This is a genomic window from Pedobacter sp. AK017, from assembly GCF_014200825.1.
In the GTDB taxonomy this organism is placed as follows: Bacteria; Bacteroidota; Bacteroidia; order Sphingobacteriales; family Sphingobacteriaceae; genus Pedobacter; species Pedobacter heparinus.
The window spans coordinates 138,252-161,090 of the sequence record NZ_JACHCW010000004.1 but is presented as its reverse complement, the minus strand read 5'-3'; the positions used below and the strand labels follow the sequence as shown (position 1 = coordinate 161,090).

Below are 22,839 nucleotides of genomic sequence, written 5' to 3'. Positions count from 1 at the left end.
TGTTTGTTGATTAAAAAAATTACGCACCAGTTTTATGAAGGATAAAGAAATGAAATATCAGGCCCCTGCATTGGATAAAGGTCTGGATATACTGGAATATCTGTCTGCTCAGTCCATCCCGCTTTCCCAAACAGAAATTGCGGTAGGAATAGACAAAAGTCCGAACGAGATTTACAGGATGCTGATGAGTTTAGAAAGCCGCGGGTATATATTAAGGGACGAAGTTTCGGGAAAATACAGACTATCTTTAAAACTATTTTATCTTTCACACCGGCATTCCCCTGTTGATGAATTGCGAAAGGCGGCGCAACATCCTTTAGAAGAACTGGCCAATACCGTAAGACAATCCTGTCACCTCAGTATATTATATATGAACCAGGTGATGGTCATTATCCACGCCAAAAGCCCTGGTCCTATTGCACTTTCTATAGAAGAGGGTAACCTGTTTCCTTTGCCTTTAACTGCTTCCGGAAAAGTGCTGCTGGCCTATATGCCCGAGGCTGAACAGGAAATTGCTTTGAGTGGTAACACGATCTATACAGAATACAGCGATAAGGAAAAGAACAAGTTTTTAAAATCTTTAAAAGAAATACAGGCAAAGGGAGCTTATGTTAAAACAAGCGACCTGGCTGCAGGTGTTGTAGATGTATCGGTTCCAATTGGCCGCGGCAGTACCGGCATCATTGCCTGTTTAACCGTTTCCAGCTTAACAGCCTTAAACATGAATAATGAAATTGACAATGAAGCAGTATTGGTAGAAGCAGTTAAGTGTGCAAAGAAAATTGAAGAAAGGATTGGCATTATTGCATTGTAAATTTTACCATAACAGATGGTTAACAACAAGTAAATAATTGATAAAATAGACAACATATTTCTTTTTGGTTAATTAAGAACATTATTACTATATTTATCCCGATGATTTAGTAATGACCAAAAAGATCAAGCTATGAAAACCAATGCTCCCATATCCGAGGAAGAAATCTTATTAAATATCAAATGTAAGCTTGAAACACTGAACCAGATGATGGAGGAAGTAATGCCTATCATCAGTAAAATCAAGTTGTATGACCTCAATGATGAGGAAGACTAAACTTCATGCGTTGCCAGTGCCTGGTCTGCTCTTCCGGCACTGTACCATCAGCAAGTACTGCCCTGAAGATGGCAACCGGGTTAAAAGCCTTACTATTGATGATCTGCTTACCTGAAAATGTTTGCTGTATAAACTGAAACGAGAACAGTGTAATGCACAAACAGCCGGGCATTATGGTAAAATTAAACTGTCTTTCTGGGAGAATCAGAACTTCGTCACTATACGGAATTTCAATGGATTGTACAGGACAAATGGCTTTGTGCCCATAGCTAAGGTCGTACATGCCTATGGCAATGTTCAATTGGCAGGCTGTGGCATTTTTTGGAAACCGGAGGTCTTTAGGCAAGTTCATTTCAGGAAGGCTGAGCCTTAAAGTATTTCCGCTTATTTGCTGTTCTGGCTGTACAAAAAAAAGGTTCATCACCGGCGAACCGGAATTAAATTCAAAACCGTTCAGCCTTTCAAAGCTGTTTGCAGTAAAATGATAGCTGCCTGTTTCCTGGTCCATTGCCTGGTGCATGGCAAACTGAACATCGGTTTTGAAGCGATAGATCATCGTTCCATCATAAAAATCAGTAATGATGTTTCCTAAATTTTTCCGCATATCGGCAGCAAGACTACTGGTTAACCCAAAAGCCAGGGCAGCCTTTTTGGTCTTTTCTGTCTGTCCTGATTTTTTTAGCCTTGATTTGGCAGTAACCAGCTGCATACCGCGGTACTGCTTGTATACCACCGGACCAACCGTTCCTTTAAAAAACTTTCCGTCGAATTTTGCCATAAATTTATACTGAATAAAATAGAAATAACAGCAATGGCTTTATTAATGTTTGACGAGCAAATTGAAACAGATAAGTACAAATGCATAAAACACGTATATCACTCCAACTATTGCCAAAGAAACCTGGAGTATAGTAGCTGTGAAGTTGGACTATAGTTGGATTTTTAGAGATATAAGATTTGGTTATATATTTTACCAATTAATCATTAATCCATTACACGTTTTTACAGTCAAACTTTGTAAATTCGAGATTACCAAATATAGAAATCGGTCAAGCTCCTGATATCCGCCGCTCAAAAACCGACCCTTATAACCCTAATCGCCCTTCAGCAGACCAAACCATGAAAAGCCATAACCTGGAAAGATACATCTCCGCACAAAAATCCGTGTATCAGACGGCACTAGGCGAACTGAAATCCGGGAAAAAACAAAGCCACTGGATGTGGTACATCTTCCCGCAGATCCAGGGACTAGGGTATACCGAAATCTCCAAACGCTATGCCATTGAAGACCTGGAAGAAGCTGCCGAATACCTCCAGCACCGGATGCTCGGTCCAAGACTGATCCTGTTGAGCCACGTTTTGCTCAGCCTGGAGACCAACGATGCCCATAAAATATTCGGAAGCCCCGACGATCTCAAACTTAAATCCTGCATGACCCTGTTTTCCCAGGTACCGGGCGCAGACCCCGTCTTCGAACTCGTGCTTAAAAAATTCTTCAATGGTCTGAAAGACCACATCACCCTGAAGATCCTCAACCTGCAAAACCAAAACTAAAGCAAGAAAATCAATCGACTTATTATCCTCCTGGATCAAATATGAATATTGATCCATACCGGGGCGTGATCACTGGAATGTGTCCAGCCGCGTACATGCTTATCTACCCCGGCAGCGTCCAGGTATTCCGCCAGATTCTTATTCAACAGGAAATGGTCCAAACGAAGGCCAGCATCCCTTCCATAAGCATTTCGCAGGTAATCCAAAAGGGTTTTCCAGCCGGCCATTAATGCCATTGATATTATAAGTAGCAATCTTCATATTTAGTCCGCATCACAAAACAGCGCACTGGTCTGAATATCACCGTCCGCATCCAGCCAGATATCAAAGAAAGTATCCCTGTCCACACAAATATTCAGGGGTTGCAGGTAAGTATATTGCCCGGCCTTCAAAATTAGCTTTAACTTCAACCCACTTTCAATCAGCTCATCAGAAATCTCGCTGGCACAGCTATTACCCAGAGCGTTTAAATGCAGGCTTAAAAAATACCAGTCCGCAGCCAGATCATTGATAAAATCGTCACTCAATATTTGTGCATCAGTGTTCATAGGCTTTATAATTGAAAAATAGAAAAGATCATTTTTTATCCGTTTTATCCTGGTTATCACCACTGCTGTCCCCCTCCTTCTCTGCCCATTCTTTGGCCCGTTTCACACCGGTTGCAATAGCCACGCCCTCATCCCCGCTTTCTTCCAGGATGGCATTGGCAATTTCCACAGCTTTATTCCTGATCTTAACAGGAAGGTTCTTATAAGATGGCGGGTAGTCTCCATTATACCAGGGCATAGCTTTAAATTTAAGTCTAAAAGCAAAACAACCCCCATCGCAAAGTGTTTTAAGGCTAATCCAAAATGATTTAGGGTACAACATCCAGGACGCTGAAGCGTTCATCAAAAATTGTATATTGACTTTATATGTCAAATCTACTCTATACACAATACACGCTAATCAGGGAAACCAGAAAGGTCGTTTTTCAGTTCCTGGAAATGCAGGTCACTAACGATCTCTCAAAGCCGGTCCCCGCTTCAACGGTAAAACCATTTCCTATATATCGCCAACACCTATATCGCTTGGATCATAGACAAACCATATTCAGTTGGTTTTGCCAGGGTTTGAACATTTAAGAACATTTTTGTTTTCCAACTGTTTTTCCACTAACACCAAAAAACAAAACTATGGATACCATGGAAAATATAAGCCTGGAACATCAAACAGAAGATAAAAGTAGTAACCCTGCAGGAAATTATCACCAGCGGCAGACCGATGGAGCAGAACAGACCATTTTAACAGATCCTGCCATTACCGCAGAAACTGATGAATTGGATCCCAGCTTCTACGAGCAAGATCCACCGATTGATCCCGAGCAGGACGATGATGAGCAGGACGATGAAGATGATTTCCCTGCAAGAGAAGACCTGGAAGATGACGACTTTGACTTAAACAGGGATGAAGATGATGAGCTTAGTCTGAATATTGATGAAGATGATTTGAATTAAAAAAAGTAACACATGGAACAATTTAGAATAGAAGTAGCTGATAATGGAAGAGGTCATTTTTACAATATCAAATCGTTAGGAAACTCCCGTTACCAGATTTATGTAGAAGAAGACACCATTGGCACCATCCAACTCGATGAAAAAGATCATGCCCACTGCGAAAGCCAGGGCTGTGAACTGGATATGCCATTGCTTAATTCCATCCGGGACGCCATCCATGCTCATGAGCAGGCAAAGGGATAATTAAACCATGATTTCCATGCCGCATCATCACAGCCGATCACTTTTAACTTCAGCTCAGTCATCTCCAAAAACTTAAAAGGCCGCCTTCAGATTTACCGTTCAGCGGATCATTCTCAGGCAAAGCTACCCCATCTACTTTATCCCTGACACCTTCCGGACGATCCTCATCCAAACGGATCAGATCAGGCTCTACTCCACCGGGATAGGCCCCAACCACGGCACCATTCATCCACAAAAAACCAGTTTGGCTGTAGTGCACAGAACATCACATCAAGACCAATGAAAATTTACCTGGCCGCTCACGAAAACAAGCTGTTTTATAGTGTTTAATAGCATAGGCCTGGGAAAATGCAGCTCCTGTTGGGTTATACATTTTTCTATACCGCATCCAAGAACACCCAGGGTAATCAAACAAAGACGGCTAATGGCCTTCTACAACTTCTTTGAGGGATCCAAGCATATTTTCCCAATTCTTCTGCGATTCCTGTTGCGCTTTTTCACTAAGGTTTTTATCTTGGGTCAAAATAACTTTTGTATGGTTCCCCACTGCAGATAAACTGATGGTAACAGTATGATAATTTTCGGGCTTATCGGCTAAACCGGAAAGGGGGCTAAAATGCGTGTACTGCAATACCTTATTGGGTTCAATCTTTGTGATCTCACCTCTGTCCTCATATTTTTTTCCTTTCCATTCCCCCTGCCAGGTAATTTTGCTACCTTTTTTCCAATCAGATTGAACAGAAGTTCCAAACATATATTGTTTGATTGAATCCGGATCAACCAGTGCTTTCCAAACCTGGTCAACTTTTGCTAAGATCGCCTCTTCGGCCTTTGCTATAAGATTTTCAGTTCCCATAATGCTTATTTTTTTAATATTCAATAATATTGTTGTAGCACCTTATTTTCTCAGGCATCCATGAGTTTAATCCATTCCTTTACGATATGCTGAATGTTCGCTTCGTTGTCCTTTATTTCTTTCATGGAGCGAAGTTTCAAATAGGCTTTGCCTTTCGGTGCGGCTTCCAATAAGCTACTTTCGTCTTTAATCAACTCTCCTTTGTGAAATATGAAAACAATTGTTCCTGCCACCCTCAAACTTAGCGTCGCCATTGGTTCCTTGTAATCAAAACTCGGGCCACCCCATTTTACATCCTCTTCCAGGTCATTGCTTGCACTGCGGATTATTTTTATAACCTCCTCAATTTCGGCTTTCATCGGATGGTTGAGTTTACTTACAAACTCGTCTATTTTGTTTGTCTTGCTCATGTTAATCTGGTTTTTGATTTGGTGAATACGGAAATGACTATACTGAAAATGATACCTGTTACCAATCCTCCTATAATACTGGTAATGATGTAGCTTTTAATATTGAATTGTGCTTCGGCCTGCTCCTGGGTAAACATTCGGGATTTGACCGTATGCGCAATAACATTGGCAAAGTAGTCAGGCGTAATAATATGGGAGGTAATAAGCTGACTGATCGGGCTGAGCAGAACCACGAATATGGTAAGCAGAAGTCCACTCATAAAGCTTTGTTTATAAGTTATGGTTCCTGCATAGTGGTTTTTCTTCTTGTCCTTTATGGCAAGAGCATAAATAATAATAGCAGGAACCAGCACAAACATACTTATTAACTGTTGTTGTTCGAGATACTTGTCGTGTAATCCTGCAAGTTTTTCCATTGTCATCCATAGCAGATACATTGCTGTAAAAATGAATGCCCATTTGAGTTCAATTTTATACTTTTCCATGTTATTTTGTTTAATTGGTTACTATTGTTTCATTGTTTTGATTTAATGTTGATTACAATACAAAGATGAAGACGTCAAAATGGAAAACCCTTTACAAATGTTGAGGATTTAAAATTTATCCACTATAACCAAAAATCCGGCTTAACTGCGTTGGTGTAATGCCAAGATAGGAGGCAATGTGATGTTTCTTTAACCTTTTAACTAGCTCGGGATATTTCCGTAAAAAATCAGCATAGCGAATTTTTGCCGAATCGCTTCGCAGCGAAACCTCATAGAGTTCTTTGTCAATAACCCAATGTAATTCCAGATAATGAATATAAAATACGGCAATATCAGGATAACCTAAAACCAACCTTTTGAACGCAACAAAATCATATTCCAGAACGGTTGTTTCTTCAAGTGCTGTAATATCAAACAAACTTTCCGACTGCTGCAAGGTAGCCGGGATGGAGCCGGCAATCCTGCCTTCATGAAAAAAGTATTTTATTATTGTATCACCGTTGTCGTCAATGTAATTTTGCGAAAAAAGACCTTTTAAGACAAATGCTACCTTTTTAGGCACCTGTCCAATTCTTATAAAGCATTCTCCTTTTTTATAGGTCTTTTCTTTAAGTAGGTTTCTCCAGGCAGATTCAGCTTCTTTTGAAAGGACTGTGTACATCCCTATTTTTTTGAAAAACTGGTCCATCATCATTTTGTTTTAATTAGTAACTCTGCTATGATATTTGTTGCGGTATTCATTAGGGAGTAACCCGGTTAATAATTTAAATGAGTTCCTGAAAGTGCTCTTATCAGAATAGCCCACTTCCAGCATGATATCATTGATCTTCATTTCTCCCGATTCCAATTCTTTTTTAGCTGCTTCAATCTTGACACGTTGGATATACTCATTTAACAAAGTTATGCAGTCTACACATTAAATAAGGTTGATTATTGCGCCAATCATAGTGGGGTATTGCGACAAAATTAACCATTTTTAAAATGCTTAACTATCTACGCGCAAGCACTATAAAAGCAGATTAAGGGAAGCCTAAGCTCCCCTCTAATGTTATTGCCGACTGGTATAATAAAGGTATACCCCATAGTCAGTGGGTACCCCCTTTTCCCCCAATTGATGCAACATCGCCGTCACATTACCACGATGGTAAGTGCCATGGTTAACCATATGCGTAACCACATCCCCGTAAGTCATCTGAACACCTGAAAATGTATCCATATATCCCATGTCGTTCCCGGGAATAAAAGTTTCCAGGTTGATAGCCAGGTTCTGCTGCTTTTTCGTAAAATCTTCCAGTCCCAGATCTTTGACCTCGCTTACCAAACGATCCACTGTAGTCTTTATAGTTTGATAATCATCTGAACGGTATGCTTTGGTTAAAACAGAATACCATCCCTGATCAATGATGTAAACATGCATCAGGATATCAAATATAGAAGGAAAAACACTTTTGACTTGGCTACGGATAATTCCTTCAGGAAGTTGTTTGAGGTGATTCAATATTGTATTATTGGCCCATGTATTATACTGGTACAGGGACAAAAAATGATTTTTTGTCATAATAAAAAAATAATTAAACGATCATAAGAAGGGTGACTGACCTGAACGATCAGCACCAGAAAAGCGATACTTTAATAATTTCGTTTCGCTAATGAGCTATTTTTATATGTGACTTTTTCATAAGCACCTCCTTTGTAGAAGTGAAACAGTGAGCCTAAGATAAAAACTTTAACTCTTTTTTGATAGCGTTAATTTGGGATTTTATATTCCAGGTGATCAGTGCCTTTAGAAAGTTCAATAAATCCTAAATTAAAATATTTTTTCTTTTTTGTGGTTCATGTAAAGGCTTTTGTATAAGTTTCAGGGACAATTGGGAACTGCGTATGGCTGTTTCTGGCGACTAATGGATTTGGTTAAGGCCATGCCACGTAAGGTGAAACGCCCACCTACTACCGCACAAATACCGGTACAGCTAAAGCTTGCGCTGATGACGGCATTTTTAAAGCGGCTGAGTGCCATCATTAAGGTTGGTTTTCAAAACAAGCCAAGTAATCAATCGGCCATGAATGCCGCTGTGGCCTACAACATCAACAATGCCGTTACCGGCGTATCGCCTGATTTCACGATTGACTTTACGAAACTGAAGTTTAGCGATGGGGCGCTGCCAATGGCTTTAAACGCTGAAGTATTGATTGATACACCTGGCACAGTTAAGTTTTTATGGGAGCTGGGCCCTGCCGGATCGGAAGATGGGAAGCCGACTGACAAAGCGGTTTTTGTAGACAGTCCTGTTATGAAATGGCTTGCGGAACTGATGTGTTTCGCAAGCCATTTGTTTAACCGGGATAATTACTTCTGATAATTAACCGTGTACTGAACACCCTTCATCAATTTAAGTTCATAAGTCCTTTTGCCAACTTCAACTACTTTACCACCTTTTACAACTGGCTTGGACACACTTTTAAACCTTAACACACCTGATCCTTCATCTGCTTTAATCTTGATCTCTTTTTTGCTGCAATACAATGAGATCTCGCCCGATGGTGTTGGTACCTTTCCTTCCATCCATTCCAATCCTCCCAGTGAAGGTTCAACTACATAAGTTTCATAACCTGCTGAAAGTGGTTTAACACCTAAATAATACTTACCCAGCAGGTAAATTGGGCTGGCGCCCCAGGCATGACAAAGGCTTTTACCAAAAGGCCTGCCGTACATAGCCAGATGCTCTACCCCTTTTTTATCAGGGTTATATTCTTCCCAGAAAGAGGTAGCACCCAATTCCAGCATACCGCCCCAGTAATCTTTCATTTGTTTGAGTACGTAAGATTGCTCGCCCATGGCACAAAGTGCTTCCAGCTCATAAAAACGCATGTATGGTGTAGTAATTTTATTGATTTTATCGTTCATCAATACATGTTGTTTTACCTCCTGTTTTTGTGAAGGGCTAAAATAATCGAAGAAAATGCCGAACATATTGGCATAACGTGTTACGTTGTCTGTAGGCTTCCCGTTAATCCTGCTATGTACCAGGGCATGTTTATTCTCGTCCCAGTACAGCTTAAATATCCTGGCTTTCAAATCGGCAGCAAGCTTTTTATAATTGGCAGCGGCCTCAGTATCTTTTGCCATATCGGCACAGAGTGCCATAGTTTCCAGACTCCTGCAAAACAGCAATTGCTCAAAACTCACTTCCCCGTCTTTGCTCAATTTATCGGCCCAATCTATAAAAATCCAGTCGCCAGGCATCCATTCCAGCAAACCGTCCTTATTCCGGCGCCCTAAAACATAATCCATCAGGCTTTTCATTCTTGGATAAATATCCTGTACAAATTTCTGATCACCCGAATATTGGTAATAGTCATAAATTCCTAAAAACCAATAGAAAGAGTAATCCATGATGGTATTGATGTGTGCCGTTACCGGATCTTTACCCCTTTGGGCCAGTAAAGTCCGTTTCACAATTGGCGATTCGTTGAACGAATAATAGTTCATCAGATAGCTTTGGTAAGCATCGCCCGACCATACCCAGCGGTCGCGCTTGATCCCATCGATAAAAAATTCGCGGGTATTGAGGTGGAAGGTATACTTAGAAATGTCGTAGATCTTATTGATCTGCTCATCTGAGCAACGGAAATTCCCTTTTTCTGTGACCGACGCATACTCATACAACATGCTCACTTTATCCAGGGTTACATTACCTTCAGGCTGACAGTTGACATACCTGAAAGCTTTGGAAAGTTCAATTACTGAATCCTGTTTTCCCTTCAGGTCAATTTCCAGCAGGTCCAGGGTTTCGCAATGGTCGGCAGATAAGGCCTCTTCTTTAGATTCTCCATAATAAATGTGCAGTTTACCTTTACCTTTTAAGCCATGCAGCTTAATAAAGCCAAAGGTTTCCTTACCGAAATCGGCCACAAAACCATTGTTTACTTTGTCTGTTTTTACCGCAGCCATAGGCGTAGTGGCCAGCTTAAACCGGGATGGTGGCGATAAGGGATCGGTCAGGTTCCAGGAAGCGGCAGATACAAAGGTAGTACCCGATTTATCGGATGCCTTTCCACTCGCATCAATCCATTCCTTATCTTCAAAAGTAGCCAGCCAGCTCTCATCCGATACAACTGTTTTTCCCTGTACCAATATGGCTGGTACTTTATCCTGTCCGTATACTTTTAAACTAAGTTTGTGTTTACCTGCCGGTACGGTGATCTTTTTAGGATAACCCGAAAAAGCCTGCCCGTCAATTTTCACATTGTACTGTCCCTCTACATATAGATTGACCTCTTCGGCATTGGCCAGGTTAAACTCTTTATGGAATTCAACCAGTACATAATGGCTATCCATTTTCCAGAATGGTGGCAAAAAAGCTCCCCTTTCTGTTCTGCGGTTTTGCATTTTATTGGATACCCAGATGTCCAGATCGCCAGGATACCAGATCCAGGATGCTTTACCAGATTGCTGCGCCAGAACAGTATCAGCACAGCAAACAAGGGCCAACAATAACAACAGCACTGTTTGCTGCATACTGGTTTTTAAAAAATTGGGGATGAGTTTCATATCAAAAAATTAATGTCCGTTAAAAAATATATATAAGGCAACCATCACAATGGCAAGGGCAATCCAGGAAACCCAGACCCGGTTGGTCGGTTTTTCGATGGCACTTTTATCCAGTTCATTGATCTCATAAATTGTAGGGTTCCTGTCGGCCAGCGAGATCAGTATGGCAATGAGCAGCAAGCCTGCAAAAATTAAAAAAGAAAGGATAAGGTAATGTGGCCAGAACAGGTATTTATGAGGTGGAAGGATCCACAGGTAAGTAACGCCTGTACCCAGGCTCAAAACAGAGCCCACTGAAAGCGTAAAATTCACTGCTTTGCGGGTAGTCCTTTTCCAGAAAACGGTTAACAGGAATACAACCGATAAAGGAGGTGCAATAAAACCAAGTACCGACTGAAACACATCAAAAAGGTTAAGGCCTTTGATGTTATCGATAGCCAGTACTACGATGACGGCAAATACGCAGCCCGCGATGACGGATATCCGGCCCATCCTAATGATCTGTTTATTGCTGGCCTGAGGATTGATGTTTTTCACATAAACATCCATGGTAAATACGGTACTCAAGGAATTTAATGAAGAACCGATGGTGCCCACCAGTACGGCAATAAGTACCACAATGACCAAACCGTTCATTCCCGGAGGAAAAAGATGGGTAACCATGGTCATATAGGCTTCATTAGGATCTTTTAAACCCGGGAACAATACATAACACAGTATGCCGGTAATGATGAACAGGGGCAATGACAATATTTTTAGCCAGCCGATAAAACTGACGCCAAGCTGGCCCTGCTCCAGGTTCTTTGCACCTAAAACCGATTGCACCATAGCCTGGTCTGTACAAAAGAAAGCCACAGCTGCTACCGGATAGCCCAGCAAAATGGCATACCAGGGATATTTTGGATCACTTGCCGGCTGGATCAGGTTCCAGTAATGTGCAGGGGTTTTGCTGTATAAAGCTTCAATACCCCCTACTTTATACAGGCCCAATATGGTTAATGCCAACGACACGGCAATCAACAGGATCATTTGAAAAACATTTACCTTGGCAATGGCTTTCAGGCCGCCGAAAAAAGTAAATAAACCCGCAAACGCAACCAGTACAGTAACGGATTGCCACATGGGGATGCCGAGTATTTGTCTTACCAGAAAGCCCCCGGCAAACAAACCTAAGGATAACCAGGAAATGAGGATCTTGATCAGCGCGTACCAGGCCAGAATATTCTGTGTAGAATCTCCATATCTTTTGCCCATAAACTCGGGCATGGTACTTACTTTGGCGGCCAGGTATTTGGGTGCAAAAACAATGGCCAGCAAAAACAGGAAAACAAAGGCATACCAGTCGAAATTGACGGCCACAATACCTGTACTGTAACCAATGCTGGCAAAGGCGAGCAACATGGAGGGGCCAACATTGGTACCCCACATGTTAAAGCCTATGCTTGACCAGCCCAACGATTTATTGGCCAGGAAAAGCGTTTCATCCTCATTTTTCTTTTTAGAGAAACTGGCCCGGTAACCGATAACAATTAGAATAACCAGGTAGGCAATGACGATGATGTAATCGAGGCTGGTTAAACGTTCAACAATGTTTCCCATTATATTAGATTTGTTTTTTTTGGTTTTGCATTAAAGGCCGAAATCGCTCCTCAATAGCTGGTATTCATTCAGGATATCATTAATTTTAACGGGAACACCGGTTTGCAGCGACCTGTCCATAGCCTGTAACAAAGCAATTGTGCCGATACCTTCCTTTAAATCGGGATAGGCAGTCGTATTGTCCGCTATGCTTTCTGCAAAATATTCCAGGTAGTTCTGGTATTCGCCCGCATGATGGCTCTGCCCTTCAAAACGGAAGAAGTGTTTCAATTTGGCATCACCCCAGGTGATCAGCTTTTCTTCGCCGGTATTGGTGGTTACCGCATAACGGAGTTCGTGATAATCGGCCTGACTGGCCCCTTCAGTTCCCCTTAATACGCAGCTCATTTCGCTTTCCCTGTAAGCGGGCTGAATGGGCCCTGTATAAGCACCACTTACACGCGCAACCCTGCCATCTGTAGCTTTAAAAATGAAATGCATGGTATCTTCATTTTTTAATCCTGCCTTTTTACCATTGGCGCTGATCATCCCATAGCCCATTACTTCTTCGATTTCGGGCAGGTACCACCTGATAAAATCAACAGGATGGCTTAAGCCCCCATACAACCATTTAAAAGAAGGTTCCAGTGCCCATTTTTTTTCAAGGAACCAGCGATGGTCTGCGTTATAGTGACATTCTACGGTGATCAGTTCGCCGATGATGCCTTCAGTATAATCTGTTCTTTGCCTTTTATAAGGTTCAAAAAACCTGGAGCTCTGACCTACAAAAACTTTTTTACCGCTTTGCCTTGATATCTCCAGGAGCTCCCTGGCCCTACCCAGATCATCAATAAAAGGTTTTGTGCACACTACATGTTTACCATGCTGTAAGGCCAGTTTCACATGGTCTGCATGTAAATGATCAGGTGTATAAATGGCAATGACATCGATGGCGGCATCATCCAGCATTTCCTGGTAACTGGTAGTGTAATCAGGGAAATCGAACTCTTTTGCCCTTTGTTTGCATACCGCTTCACTGGCATCACAAATTTTGACCAGCTCGTATTTATTACTCGCAAGGGCTGCCGACATGGTGCTGCGCCCTTCTCCCAAACCTAAAATTCCTAATTTTAACATATTGTTCTAAATCTTCTATTCTTTACTAAAAAACACCCATGTCTCATCCGGCTTTGTGCCTGCAATACCTTCCTGATATTTCTTCATTATCTGGTTCCATTCATCTACACGGGGATTGTTTAAGGTAGTTTTAGGGTTCAGCTCATCTAAACTTGCCCCTTTTGGTATGCTGATGACCAGCATCAGCTGTCTGCCGCTCTTAAAAATCCTGAGTTGCTGAAAATCAGCATTGCAAAATCCTTTGGCCACTTCCGGCCATTTTTCAAATTGCGTGGCATGGTAATCCAGGTACGCTTTTTGCAATTTTTCATCTTTCACCAGGTTGGCACTCAAAATGATATTGTCCCATTCTTTAACCTTTTCCAGGCCGCAATGTGTACTGCGGTCAAAAGTATAAAACACCTTATCGTATAGTTTTACCTCTGCATTGTTAAACTGCTGCCGAATCTTTTTCATCAGGTTTTCAGGGGAAGCCATTAATGCATAGAGCAGCAAGCGATTGTTCCACTGGTATACAGATGAAACCGGAATACCCTGCTGGATGCACACCTGCTTAAAGGAATCTTTGGCAGCTTTTACTGGTGTTTTAAGGATCACTTCGATGACAAGCTGTTTTCCGTTTTGAAGTGAAACCTCGTTGATACGTTGCCTGGATTGAGGTACGTAACTTTCTTTGCGTAACCACTGATAGGCGGGTTCCAATCCAGCCTGCTGTTTGATGTTTCCCCCAACCCCCGGCCCGTTATTTAGCCATACATTTCCAGGTCCGTTGGCATTTTGCAGGTATTTATCAGCAGGTGTCCAATTGTCCTTTACGGTAAAATAAGAAGAACCTTCATCGGTATATAAATAAAACCAATGCTCCGGATCGTGCGGATAAGGGGCTTTATAAATGCTGTCTATAACATTGCCGGTAATTGATGAGCCAGGCTGGGCCGATAAAGTATAAATTCCGGCCACATCATAGAGGTATTTTCCATAATGATGGATCCGGTTTGCCCTGATCGTATTGTTGCGCATGGCATTGCTGCTCTTTGTCCAGCCCCAGCCCATACTGATACCTGAATAACTTACTTCAGCAATTTCATTGTGGGCAATATTTATCCCCCTTACATAGCCGGCACCAATACCTACACAGCCCCAATCCTCATTGGTTGCATTGGTAATCAGGTTGTTCAGTATGCTTTCATTGGTACAGATCTCCCTTTCATCTTTTGGCTTGTAAGGCAAATGTACTTCTGTGGCTTCATCAGAAAATATACCCAGCAATATCCCGCTACCCCCTATATCTTTAAACAGGTTGCCTTTGATGAGGTTATTGCTGGTTCCCTGCCGGTAATCGAGTCCCGTTGAGGCATGGTGTTCAAAACGACAGGATTCAAAACTGGTATGCTGTGCATAAGCTACTTCAACAGCTGCCGCGGGCCGTCCTACCCAGGCCTGATTTTCCAGGGTCTTTTTATCAGGTGTTCCCGGAACTTTTAATTTATAGGCATCGAGCATGTACATGCCTGCCTGGTGTGGCACATGTCCAAAATGCGAAGGCCGCAGCCAACCGGCATGCTGGAATGAAATATTTTTAAAATGTACATGGCTCACCTGGTGGTCTATGCTACCTTCCATCTTAAGCAGCGTTTCCAGGTAAGGTACAATCACCTCAGCCGTGTTCAGGTTTTCATCAGCTAAAGGCCAGTAGTATACCTTGCCGTTCTGCAAATCTTCATACCACTCTCCAGGCTGATCCAGGAACTGAATGGCATTGGTTAAATAAAAGGGTGAATTGCCTGTTTTGGTAGAAAGCCATGGCGCTGGCCAGGGATGTTCCGACTGCACCCTGCTTTCGGGCTCCATAAAAGCCAGCTCAGCTTCATTGTTGGTTACATTTAGTGATTTAACCCTTAAGTTGGCGATGGCCCACCATTGCTGGATGACCATTTCGACACCTTTTGCTGCTGCAATGTTTTTGCTGAGCGGGATTTTGCAGGTACGCTTGTTAAAATCCCATGACAAAATACGCTGCATACTGTCAGCATTGCAATCCCTTGCCCTTATCGCTTTTTTGCCATTTACCCAGAGCTGCCGAAATTCCAGTAACCTGTTTCCCAATTCAGGTACATCGGCCACCCAAACCTTATTCTTTGCAATTTCTGGCAGGCCTGTTATTTCGGCTGCTTTTTTCCAACCCGAGATTTGCCTGCCACCACTTAAAACTATGGTTTCATTTTTTACAGCAGTAATGTAGGTAGGGCTTGCTGCACTTCCGCTATCTTCCGGCCGTACCACAACGGGCTCATCCAGCTGGTAAACACCTTGTTCTATAATAATATTAATCCCATTTCTGACAGAAGGATCATTTAAACGCCGCAATTCCCTGGCCTTGCGCAAAGCATTGGCCAATGTGGCTACCGGCTGCGTTTTGGTTCCGGGATTATGGTCTGAGCCTTTTAAAGAGACATAAATATCTGCCGCCTTAAGCTCTCCCAATAGCAACAAGGTGATAAACAGTACCAGGTAAGTTTTAACTGATCTCATAAAGGCTTATTGAAAAACCGACTTTACGTAAGCCGTATTTGCACTAAAATTCCATTTTACATTTCTTGGGTCTTTCTGGTCCCTCGACCTCTCGATGACCAGCCAGCCTTTCCAACCCATATCATCCAGGGTTTTACGAATGGCCTTCAGGTCAACCTTAGGGTCATTTTGCAGCCATACCCCATCTTCATTGGTACAATGGATCTGGACAATATTCTTTTTGCCTAGTATCCTGAGCTCCTGGTGCAGGTCGCGCCCGTTTTTAATGGCATTCGAAAAATTGAAATAACTTTTAACCGCAGCTGAACCAATGTCCTGTAACAGTTTCAATTCTCCTGCAGCATCTAAAGCAGTTTCAATCCCAATCACTACTCCAGCTTGTCTGGCCATTGCCCCCGCTACTTTCAGGCGTTCTACTATAGCTGGGCGAAGTTCAGGATTTCTGACCAGATCACCCTGTACACCCAATGGCAGGAAAGCCACTTTAACGTTCATAGCTTTCATGGTACTGATACAATCGCCGATCATTTGTTTGTAGGTAGGCCTGGTGGCTAACGACTGCGCATAAAAACCGGTCATGGCCAATGAACAGATCTCCAGGTTCAATTCTTTTGCTTTCGCCAGAAATTCCGCGCGTACTAAGGGATCGGCCAGTTTGTTATCGAAAGTATCCCTGTCGCCCAGACCGCCCATATCGAGTTCAACACCGTCGGCACCAATTTCCTTGCTTAAAGGAAAGGCACTTAATTTTTGTCTTTTCAGGATCATCAGGTCTATTACCGCCACTTTATAGCGTGGTCCCTTAAAGGCGGCAAAGGCCATTAGCTGATCTGACAGTAAAACACTCCCTGCAAGCAGTCCAAATTTCCGGATAAAAATACGCCTGTTGTCCATTTTCTTATTTTGTTGCCGCTTTAAATACTTGTTCCAGTTGCTCAAAACCCTTTATGGCATTTGCAGGCAAACGCTCAGCCTTTTCGCCGAATACATACATGGCAGGTTCTTTTTCAATGGTACATTTACTTTCATCGTATTTGCCATCTTTATCTTTTACTCCGGCAACATCGAGTTTGAAATTCTGCACTAAAAAATCATACAGGGCCTTTCGCTTGGAATAACCGAAGTCGTGTCCTTCTTCCGGCAGATGCACATTTTCAACCCGTTCAGCCTGTCCGTAATAACCATATATCGTTTTCAGGAAAGGCATGTCCTGCCCAGGTACGGTAACCGTCCAGTCCTTACCATCTGACACGACCAACTGAGGATTTGGTGCCGCCATCGCGGCCAACTCCACATTATTGGTTCCACCTGCGCAAAGGTGTATCGGCATGCCACTTTCACAAGGACAACCTCCATAAAATGAAGAAGAAAGCGAAACTACAGGTGCACTGAGTTTGATCCGATCGTCCATGGCGGCCATCAATACAGTGTGGCTTCCGCCACCCGAACCTCCACTAATGCCCACCCTGCCCGGATCTGTTTCTTTAAGGGACAATACATAATCCAGTATTCTGATGCCACCTAAGGTTTGTATCGTTTGTGCCAGGCTTCGCCTGTGGTCTTCCGGTTTAAACTGCAACAGCGATTCGCCCCAGGCAAAAAGGTCGTAACTGAAGGCCATTACCCCCATGCGGGCCATGGTGGCACAACGCAGCTGGCAATCGGCACGGTAACGTTGCTGCCCCCAATGCCCGTCCGGACTAAGCATTACAGGTATTTTTCCCCTGATTTTCGAGGGTCTGTATAAAGAACCATTGATGTACAGGCCGGGCAATATTTCTATCGCAATGTTCTCTACCGTATAACCATCCATTACTCTTTTTGGTGTAATGATGGGTTTAGATAAAGGTTTTGCAGGTAAGGGCGACAATTGCTGTGCCTGGTACAACAATGGCCTGATCAAGGCCTTGCGTTTCTCCCAGCTGGCTTTATCCTGGTACAGTGAGGCCAGATGGTTTAGGGTAGCCTGGCCCTCTGCTGCATTCCAGCGGTAATATTCGTATTCTTTTAATTTGTAAACCCCTTCTTTTTCTTTATTGACCTTCATGTCGAGCGGTGCGAGCACATTGGCCAGTGTTTCGTCAACATCGGGTCTGAAGCGCCATAAGGCATAGTTTACCCAACGGTTGTTCACCTGGTTTTCACTATACTTTATTTTTACTTTGAAACGGCCTTCTATTTCCGATAAAACAGTTTTAAGCGGCTGCCTGTACAGGCTATCCGAATTTTGGGTCTGTGCCAGCAATATACTGCTTAAAGCCATTGCCACCAGAAATAAAGCTATCCGTTTCATCTGCTATTCCTCGTTTTTAACATCAGTAACCACAGGGGCTGTATAGCCCTTTAATTTTGGCCAAATGCCATTTACTATCTTTTTAAGCTTAAGTTTTGATGGATCAACTACTACATGTTTGATCTTTTCCCTTCTCCAGGTATAAATGAAATGCAGCAAACCATCTGAGGTTTGGATTACCGCAGGATAGGAATACTGGCTGATGGGCGAATCCTCAAGGATCAACGCTGCCGACCAGTTTTTACCATCTTTGGAAATCGCTACATTTAATGGCGTCCGGGCCCCTTTTGCCAGGTCTCCGGGAGGCAGTACATGGTTGTATACCAATACATGTCTGCCATCTTTCATAGTTACTGCATCGGTGCCTGAATTGTTGTTTGGCAGGGACGTTTTTGCTAAAGCAGACCAGGTTTCACCGTTGTCCTGCGACCAGGATTCTACAATTGCCCTGTTCCTGCTCCTGGCCAGGATCTGTAGTTTTCCATTGCCATGATCCAGGATACTTGGCTGTATAGCATTGATCTCCCCACCTTCCAGCGGGCCGATTAAGCGCCAGGTTTTGCCATTGTCTTTGGTTACTTCGAAATGGACTTTCCAGCCTTTGCCTTCTGTACTGGAAGGACAGAACAAGTTACCATTGCTGAGCAGCACCGGTTTGTTTTTTACTGGGCCAATCTGGCCTTCCGGTAATTTCTGCGCTTCAGACCAGGTAATGCCGCCATCTTTTGAGCTGCGCATCATGCCCCACCATTCGGATGGCTTAGGGCCAATTTTGTAAAAAAGCAACAGTTCTCCACCAGGCACCTGGTACAATACAGGGTTCCAGGTAGGCAGCCTGACTTTGTCGTTTTGTATACCATTGGCTACAGAAACCGGAGCAAGCCAGGTTCCGTTAACCTGCCTGCTCACATAAATCTCCACATCCGGATGGCGTTCATGGGTACCACCAAAATAGGCTGCCACCAATCCGGTAGGCGTTTCGGCTATGGTAGCAGAATGGCAGGAAGGAAATGCTGCCTTCTCATATAAGAATTCGTCTGTTATAATACCTGACCGCCATTTTTGCGATTGTGCCTTTAAATCATATCCTCCGGTTAAACAAATCAGTAAACCGATTATACCTGCGCTTCTTTTTAACATTTTTTCTTTAATAAGGGTATTTATTATTGCTTTTTATTTGCTTTCTCGGCCTTGATTTTTTTGGTATAATCACTGTACAATGTCCTCCAGTTGCGGCCGTTATTGTTCAGGAACTGCTCAGATTTGGTTTTGTAAATCTCGAAAATGGCCGAGATCTGCTTCATGTTCTTGTAATCTACCGCCATTTCGCGGCCTTCTTTCAAAAAACCAAGAATTTTCGCTTCTTCCGCAGTTGTCAGGTCTGGTACAATGGCCTTATAGCCTTTCATCGTAAAGTCTACTTTACCTATTGTGTATTTGTCCAGTATCGCTTCTACCTGTTCTGTGCTTAACTCTTTACGCAGCCCCTCCATTAAATCTTTGTGTACGGTTTCCGGCATGGCCGAATCGGCTATAATGGTACGGTCAAGCTCAGTTAATTTGCTGCCCGTTACCGGATTGATACCTGCAGGCACTGTAGTAGCCGGATGGGCGTTGTGCCAGTCTTTTACCTGGGTCATGTGTATGGCGACCACACTTTCTACACGTTTGCTTTTTGCGGCATCATCCAGTTTTAATGCAGCAGTATATTCAGCGGCTTTGGCACTCACATCGGCCGGAATAATTAGTTCCTGGGCATCCGCCCCATTTATGAAAATGAAGGAAATACCAGCCATCAGGCAGCAGCTCATTAAAAATTTTGTGGTTCTGTTTATCATTTTTTTTATTTTTCTATTGTTCAACTACAAAAGCATATTCTCCTGATTTCAACTCAAATACTACCCTTCCATTTTCTGCCATGATATACTTCGCTCCATCAGCTGAAGCTCCTTTTTTTACCTGGCTTTGCATGCTGGCAGGCAGGTAGGCTTTTGCCCTGGTATTTGGCGGAATACTGATGTTCCAGCTAAATTTTTTACCGGTTTTGGTCCAGCTGCTTTTTATAAGGCCGTATACCGACTGATAACCTGCAGTTACATTGTTGAGTCCTTCAATCAGCTCTGGCTTCATAGTGATTTCTTTGAAACCAGGTGCAGCAGCTTTAATACCAGCAAGATTTTCATAATACCAGATCATTAAATCGCCCAGCATCATAACGTGGTTCTGCGAATTCATTTTAGGTGCAGCAGTATTTCCATTCCATAATTCCCAGATAGCAGTTGCACCATTTTCAATCATGTAACCCCAGGACGGATAGGCTTTCTGCGAGGCAATTCTATAGGCCAGGTCAGGCCTTCCTGTTTCAGTAAGTGTACGCATTAAAAATTGTGTGCCGATTAACCCTGTACTGAGATGCCCATTGTTTTTTTCCTCAATTATGGAACAGATTTGCTTTACTACTTTTCCTTTATCGGCTTCTCCCACCAGGCCAAAGTAGACCGGCAACAAATTGTCCGTTAATTTATTATCACCATAATATCCCTGCGAATTATAAAATTTACGGTTAAAAGCATTTTTTACCTCAGCAGCGAATCTGGTATAGCTTTCCTTATCTCCTGCATTTCCTGTAAGTGCGCTGTAACCGGCCATCATGTTGGCCAGGTGATAATAATAAGCCGTAGCAATTAAGGCACTCGGGTGTTTCTGATCAGCATTTACCCCTTTGCCATCCTCGGCTGTTGCAGGCGGTGCACACCAGTCGCCATAGCTGTCTTTGGTCATGATCCCTTCACTGCTCATGTACCTGTCTTTCATATAGCTCATCCATTTTTTTACTGCCGGATAATTTTTACGGATCACTGTGCTGTCACCCGTTTGCCGGTACAGCATATCTGCTACAAAAAGTAAGGTTGCAGGCCAGGTTACATTGTCGCTATAATAACGCCAGAATGCCGGGGCCACATCCGGTATTGCCCCATCTTCTTTCTGGGCATATCGGATGTCATCCAGCCATTTTTTATACAATGCCGTATTGTCAAACAAAAAACTTTCGCCATAAGCACCTACGGTCCTATCGCCCAGCCAGGGCTGACGTTCATTGCGCTGTGGGCAGTCGACAGGCATCCCTTTGTAATTAGATGCAATGCCCCACCATGCGTTTTTGAAAATCTGGTTAAGCAGGCTGTTCGATGACTCAAAAGTACCTGCAGTTTTCATGTCATCATAGATCAGGCACCCTGAGAAATCACTTTTTTGCGGAACACCAGGATATCCATTCAACTCTACATACCGGAAGCCCTGATAAGTAAACCTTGGTGCCCAGGTTTCAGTCCCTTCTCCTTTAAGCGTGTAAATATCGGTGGCCTTGGCATCACGAAGATTGGTCCTGAACAGCTCACCATTGGGCTCCAGTGATTCAGCAAAACGCAGGGAAACACTTGTTCCACGAGGCCCTTTGACATTAAATTTTACCCAGCCCGAAAAGTTCTGGCCGAAATCGAGGATGTAATTGCCATTCGGGCGTCTGGCAATGGACACGGGCGACAGCGTTTTCATGACTTTCATGCCTTCGTTTAACTGGGCTTCATAAGTTCCCCCGGGTTCCTGTACATATTCGGCCCGTAGCCACTTGTCTTCCTTAAATCCTGGTTCGCTCCATCCTTTAAATTCTTTCCGGGCATCATATATTTCTCCATCGTACTCATTATTGGCCAGAATTGGTCCATCGGCTGTGCCTTTCCAGGTATCATCTGTTTTTATGGTTGCCGTTGAACCATCTGTATATTTAATGTTTACCTGCAGCAATAGTTTAGGTAGTCCGAATGTTTTTACTTTATAAGCTTTGGACTGGCGCATGGCAAAAAAACGACCGTTGCCTAGTATAACCCCTATAGCGTGGTTTCCCCCATGCCTAAGCTGCTCAGTGACATCAAGGGTATTGTATTTTATATTTTTTGTATAATCGGTTGCCGTCGGTGCCAGCACCTGGTCGCCAATTTTTTGCCCATCTATATACAGCTCATACAAACCCATGCCCATCAGGTAGGCGGTTGCTGAGGCTACAGTTTTAGTGGTGCTGAACTCTTTTCTGAAATAACGGGCAGATAGCCTTGCCTCGGCCTCATTGTCGCCGGTAAAAAAGCGGTCAAAACCTATCCATCTGCCTTCCCAATCTTTATAATGCAATAACCCCATTAGCCAGAAGGCTGGCTGGCTCCAGCTGCTTTCGCCTTTACTGGTATAAACTTTTACTTTCCAGTAATATTTATTTTTACTTTTTAAGGTCTGCCCGGCATACACGTTGTACAAAGATTCCGCTGAATTGACTTTGCCTGAATTCCAGATATCGGCATCATTTTCAGTAAGTTTGGCCAGCGATGAAGCAACCAGGATATGATAGGCAGTCTGCTGCACATCATTTCGGGTTGAGGCGATCTCCCAGCTTAAACGGGGCTTGGCCACATCAATTCCCAAAGGGTTTTGCAGCATTTCACAGCGCAGGTTTTGCAGCGTTACCTGCGAAAAAGCAATGCTGAGGTTCAGCATTAAAATCGCTGTGAGTAGGATATGTCTTTTAAGGTTCATCTGGTTCTGCCTTTTTCCATTTAATTTAC

The 22,839-nt window shown here is 43.1% G+C and carries 26 protein-coding genes; 6 read left to right on the top strand and 20 right to left on the bottom strand.

Annotated features, from left to right (window positions below; translation table 11 throughout):
• Positions 1–34: 34 nt before the first annotated feature.
• Together HDC92_RS07290 and HDC92_RS07285 are read left to right on the top strand one after the other, a co-directional pair.
• Positions 35–814, top strand: coding sequence for an IclR family transcriptional regulator (locus HDC92_RS07290; RefSeq protein WP_015808572.1), 780 nt, complete (start codon positions 35–37; stop codon positions 812–814).
• Between the two features lie 132 nt (positions 815–946).
• The gene (locus HDC92_RS07285; protein ID WP_183873386.1) at positions 947–1,090 is read left to right on the top strand and encodes a hypothetical protein; all 144 of its coding nucleotides are present in this window, start codon (positions 947–949) and stop codon (positions 1,088–1,090) included.
• Here the strand turns inward: HDC92_RS07285 and HDC92_RS07280 are convergent.
• Positions 1,071–1,868, bottom strand: a complete 798-nt coding sequence (locus tag HDC92_RS07280) for a hypothetical protein (protein ID WP_183873384.1) — start codon at positions 1,866–1,868, stop codon at positions 1,071–1,073. The two genes, HDC92_RS07285 and HDC92_RS07280, sit on opposite strands and share 20 nt — an antisense overlap.
• A gap of 341 nt (positions 1,869–2,209) precedes the next feature.
• Here HDC92_RS07280 and HDC92_RS07275 point away from each other — a divergent pair, with 341 nt between their 5' ends.
• Complete coding sequence (locus HDC92_RS07275) at positions 2,210–2,644, top strand: DUF1810 domain-containing protein (RefSeq protein ID WP_183873382.1); 435 nt, start codon at positions 2,210–2,212, stop codon at positions 2,642–2,644.
• 35 nt (positions 2,645–2,679) lie between these two features.
• On the opposite strand, the gene HDC92_RS07270 is transcribed toward HDC92_RS07275, so the two are convergent.
• From HDC92_RS07270 to HDC92_RS07260, 3 genes are read right to left on the bottom strand one after another with little or no spacing between them, the layout of a single operon-like run.
• A complete protein-coding gene (locus tag HDC92_RS07270) occupies positions 2,680–2,880 on the bottom strand; it encodes a hypothetical protein (protein ID WP_317618087.1) in 201 nt (66 codons plus the stop codon).
• A gap of 27 nt (positions 2,881–2,907) precedes the next feature.
• The gene (locus HDC92_RS07265) at positions 2,908–3,192 is read right to left on the bottom strand and encodes a hypothetical protein (RefSeq protein WP_183873381.1); all 285 of its coding nucleotides are present in this window, start codon (positions 3,190–3,192) and stop codon (positions 2,908–2,910) included.
• Positions 3,193–3,220: 28 nt separating this feature from the next.
• Positions 3,221–3,535 (bottom strand): hypothetical protein, encoded by a 315-nt coding sequence (locus tag HDC92_RS07260; RefSeq protein ID WP_255484476.1) that lies wholly within the window; start codon positions 3,533–3,535, stop codon positions 3,221–3,223.
• Positions 3,536–3,828: 293 nt separating this feature from the next.
• Here HDC92_RS07260 and HDC92_RS07255 point away from each other — a divergent pair, with 293 nt between their 5' ends.
• Positions 3,829–4,140: a hypothetical protein gene (locus tag HDC92_RS07255; protein ID WP_183873379.1), complete on the top strand. Its 312-nt coding sequence runs from the start codon at positions 3,829–3,831 to the stop codon at positions 4,138–4,140.
• A 12-nt stretch (positions 4,141–4,152) separates the two neighbouring features.
• The gene (locus HDC92_RS07250) at positions 4,153–4,383 is read left to right on the top strand and encodes a hypothetical protein (protein WP_015808576.1); all 231 of its coding nucleotides are present in this window, start codon (positions 4,153–4,155) and stop codon (positions 4,381–4,383) included.
• A gap of 58 nt (positions 4,384–4,441) precedes the next feature.
• Here HDC92_RS07250 and HDC92_RS07245 read toward each other — a convergent pair whose 3' ends face one another.
• From HDC92_RS07245 to HDC92_RS07215, 7 genes are all read right to left on the bottom strand, one after another.
• Positions 4,442–4,642 (bottom strand): hypothetical protein, encoded by a 201-nt coding sequence (locus tag HDC92_RS07245; RefSeq protein WP_183873377.1) that lies wholly within the window; start codon positions 4,640–4,642, stop codon positions 4,442–4,444.
• Between the two features lie 162 nt (positions 4,643–4,804).
• Positions 4,805–5,239, bottom strand: coding sequence for an SRPBCC family protein (locus HDC92_RS07240; protein WP_183873375.1), 435 nt, complete (start codon positions 5,237–5,239; stop codon positions 4,805–4,807).
• Positions 5,240–5,289: 50 nt separating this feature from the next.
• Positions 5,290–5,649 (bottom strand): DUF1801 domain-containing protein, encoded by a 360-nt coding sequence (locus HDC92_RS07235; protein ID WP_015808578.1) that lies wholly within the window; start codon positions 5,647–5,649, stop codon positions 5,290–5,292.
• Positions 5,646–6,134, bottom strand: coding sequence for a DUF4199 domain-containing protein (locus HDC92_RS07230; protein ID WP_183873373.1), 489 nt, complete (start codon positions 6,132–6,134; stop codon positions 5,646–5,648). The genes HDC92_RS07235 and HDC92_RS07230 overlap by 4 nt, the downstream gene beginning before the upstream one ends.
• 115 nt (positions 6,135–6,249) lie before the next feature.
• Positions 6,250–6,795, bottom strand: coding sequence for a Crp/Fnr family transcriptional regulator (locus tag HDC92_RS07225; protein ID WP_255484475.1), 546 nt, complete (start codon positions 6,793–6,795; stop codon positions 6,250–6,252).
• A gap of 39 nt (positions 6,796–6,834) precedes the next feature.
• Entirely contained in the window at positions 6,835–7,032 is a 198-nt protein-coding gene (locus HDC92_RS07220) for a helix-turn-helix domain-containing protein (protein WP_255484474.1), read from the bottom strand.
• Positions 7,033–7,182: 150 nt separating this feature from the next.
• Complete coding sequence (locus tag HDC92_RS07215) at positions 7,183–7,692, bottom strand: DinB family protein (protein WP_183873369.1); 510 nt, start codon at positions 7,690–7,692, stop codon at positions 7,183–7,185.
• A 289-nt stretch (positions 7,693–7,981) separates the two neighbouring features.
• Between HDC92_RS07215 and HDC92_RS07210 the strand changes: the two genes are divergently transcribed.
• Complete coding sequence (locus tag HDC92_RS07210; protein ID WP_183873367.1) at positions 7,982–8,491, top strand: DUF6266 family protein; 510 nt, start codon at positions 7,982–7,984, stop codon at positions 8,489–8,491.
• Here the strand turns inward: HDC92_RS07210 and HDC92_RS07205 are convergent.
• The 9 genes from HDC92_RS07205 to HDC92_RS07165 are packed head-to-tail and all read right to left on the bottom strand — an operon-like array spanning position 8,482 to position 22,810.
• Positions 8,482–10,686: an amylo-alpha-1,6-glucosidase gene (locus HDC92_RS07205; protein WP_183873365.1), complete on the bottom strand. Its 2,205-nt coding sequence runs from the start codon at positions 10,684–10,686 to the stop codon at positions 8,482–8,484. The genes HDC92_RS07210 and HDC92_RS07205 overlap by 10 nt on opposite strands.
• A 9-nt stretch (positions 10,687–10,695) precedes the next feature.
• Entirely contained in the window at positions 10,696–12,285 is a 1,590-nt protein-coding gene (locus HDC92_RS07200) for an SLC5 family protein (protein WP_183873363.1), read from the bottom strand.
• 30 nt (positions 12,286–12,315) lie between these two features.
• Complete coding sequence (locus HDC92_RS07195; RefSeq protein WP_015808585.1) at positions 12,316–13,401, bottom strand: Gfo/Idh/MocA family protein; 1,086 nt, start codon at positions 13,399–13,401, stop codon at positions 12,316–12,318.
• Between the two features lie 15 nt (positions 13,402–13,416).
• Entirely contained in the window at positions 13,417–15,933 is a 2,517-nt protein-coding gene (locus tag HDC92_RS07190) for an L-rhamnose mutarotase (RefSeq protein ID WP_183873361.1), read from the bottom strand.
• Between the two features lie 6 nt (positions 15,934–15,939).
• Positions 15,940–16,827, bottom strand: a complete 888-nt coding sequence (locus tag HDC92_RS07185) for a sugar phosphate isomerase/epimerase family protein (RefSeq protein ID WP_183873359.1) — start codon at positions 16,825–16,827, stop codon at positions 15,940–15,942.
• 4 nt (positions 16,828–16,831) lie between these two features.
• Positions 16,832–18,226 (bottom strand): acetylxylan esterase, encoded by a 1,395-nt coding sequence (locus HDC92_RS07180; protein ID WP_183873357.1) that lies wholly within the window; start codon positions 18,224–18,226, stop codon positions 16,832–16,834.
• A 3-nt stretch (positions 18,227–18,229) separates the two neighbouring features.
• Positions 18,230–19,366: a sialidase family protein gene (locus HDC92_RS07175; RefSeq protein WP_183873355.1), complete on the bottom strand. Its 1,137-nt coding sequence runs from the start codon at positions 19,364–19,366 to the stop codon at positions 18,230–18,232.
• Positions 19,367–19,389: 23 nt separating this feature from the next.
• The gene (locus tag HDC92_RS07170; RefSeq protein WP_255484473.1) at positions 19,390–20,064 is read right to left on the bottom strand and encodes a DUF3826 domain-containing protein; all 675 of its coding nucleotides are present in this window, start codon (positions 20,062–20,064) and stop codon (positions 19,390–19,392) included.
• 13 nt (positions 20,065–20,077) lie between these two features.
• A complete protein-coding gene (locus HDC92_RS07165) occupies positions 20,078–22,810 on the bottom strand; it encodes an alpha-L-rhamnosidase (protein WP_183873353.1) in 2,733 nt (910 codons plus the stop codon).
• Between the last annotated feature and the right edge of the window lie 29 nt (positions 22,811–22,839).